This is a genomic window from Methanoregula sp. (assembly GCF_002835825.1).
In the GTDB taxonomy this organism is placed as follows: domain Archaea; phylum Halobacteriota; class Methanomicrobia; order Methanomicrobiales; family Methanospirillaceae; genus Methanoregula.
Map to the genome: position 1 here is coordinate 1 of NZ_PIZH01000430.1, position 1,748 is coordinate 1,748.

At 53.1% G+C, this 1,748-nt stretch carries 1 protein-coding gene; it reads right to left on the reverse strand.

Annotated features, from left to right (window positions below):
* Nucleotides 1-225: 225 nt before the first annotated feature.
* Nucleotides 226-1,269, reverse strand: coding sequence for a histone deacetylase (locus CW742_RS11905; protein WP_292420658.1), 1,044 nt, complete (start codon nt 1,267-1,269; stop codon nt 226-228).
* Between the last annotated feature and the right edge of the window lie 479 nt (nt 1,270-1,748).

The following is a 1,748-nucleotide window of genomic DNA, read 5'->3' on the forward strand; positions in this document are numbered from 1 at the left end:
CAATGACTGCAAGAAGGATAAGGACAACACCGCCGGCATAGATACTGATGAGTGACGCAACTATCGTGGTGATGATCCCGGCTATAGCCAGGAAAAGGAATTTCCGGTCCATAGTCTTCATTGTCCCGTTCCCTTCATCTGCGTAACGGTTTTTAGCCCGGAACCGCGATTTCTCCTCCTCCGATGTAATGGCAATCACCCTCTGCCATACCCGGCCCGTATTATTTACGGGATATTGTAAAGCTTTTTTACGAGATCGATGGTCTTCCGGTTGGCCTTAATTACCGGCCCCTCCGGGAGTTTGGCTGGATTTGTCGATCCCAGAGTGTCGAATACCGAGCGGATCGCCGCGGGCTGGGACGGGCCGTACCCGCCTTCGAGCACGAACGACAGGGGACAGTCCCGCCCGTCGCGGACCAGTGCGGTGAGCGTGCCGATATCCTGTGGCGTAAGGAGCATGCACTCCTGCGGATCATCCAGGAGGATGTCCTGGCCTGCAGAAACGATAACAAGGTCGGGCCGGAAGCGCCCGACAGCAGGAAGGATGACTTCCGTGAAGACCGCGTAATAGTCCGCGATACCGGACTTGTGGGCAAGGGGGACATTCAGCGTGAAGCCCTTCCCTTCGCCACTGCCGGTCTCTTGCAAGGTCCCACTATGCGGGAACGTGTCCTTCTCGTGCGTTGAACAGTACAGAACCCTGTTGCTGGAATAAAAGATACTCTGCGTTCCGTTCCCGTGGTGGGCATCCCAGTCGATGATCGCAACGCGGTCAACCTGCTGCAGGGCATGGGCGGCAGCCACTGCGGCATTGTTCAGGAGACAGAACCCCATTGCCCGGTCCGCCTCTGCATGGTGGCCCGGGGGGCGCACGAGAGCAAAACAGCACTCCCCATCGATAGACCGGTCCACGGCAGCAATCGCGGACCCGGCCGCATACGTTGCCACTTCATAGGAGCAGGGGTTGATGTACGTATTCTGGTCAAGGTATCCCCGCTTTATCTGGTTGTTCTCGAAATACCCCCCGGTGTAGATGTACTCGTCGAGCGTACAGAAATCGACATGTTTCACGCACTGCTGTTCGAGCCAGGTGAGGTACCCGGGAACATGCACCCGCTGGAGTGCCTCAAACGAAGCCGGTACCGGGGCATGGATCGCGAGGTCTTCCGGCAGGCGTTCAAGGATGCTCAGCAGCCGGTCATGACATTCTTTGTGCCCCTTGCAGTCATGGTTTGCAAATATTTCTCCGGTTATCGCTGAGCACTTCATGGTAAGGTTCCCGTGACCTGATGACAGATAGTAGTTAATTTTCTCCCTGTTCGGGTTTGAATTTTATTGCTGTGACATCAGCCGTCTTCGTGAACATATGCAAACAAGCAGCGAAAAGCGGCAATGCTTGGCGTTGCCGGCAATTGTTGACATACCCATTCCCCATTCACGGTTTTGAGCGCGCGGTGAGCGGGAAAAAGGATTTTCTCACCCTGATTACAGCAGAAAACACACACTAATTCAGAAAAATGATTAAGTAAATCCATTTACTTTTGGTAACGAGTAATGCCAGGTTATTATTTTCTGCAGAACTGTATTCAGCAGATTGCGCCGGCAAAACAGCCCGATTCCGGCGAACGATTCGAAAATTATTAATAACAACATACCCGAGATTCTGTTTAACCTATACGAGACCCGTAATGTCAGTTGCTGGTATAGGTGATTGATTCAGAGGTGTGTAAAAAATGGTGTTTCATCCA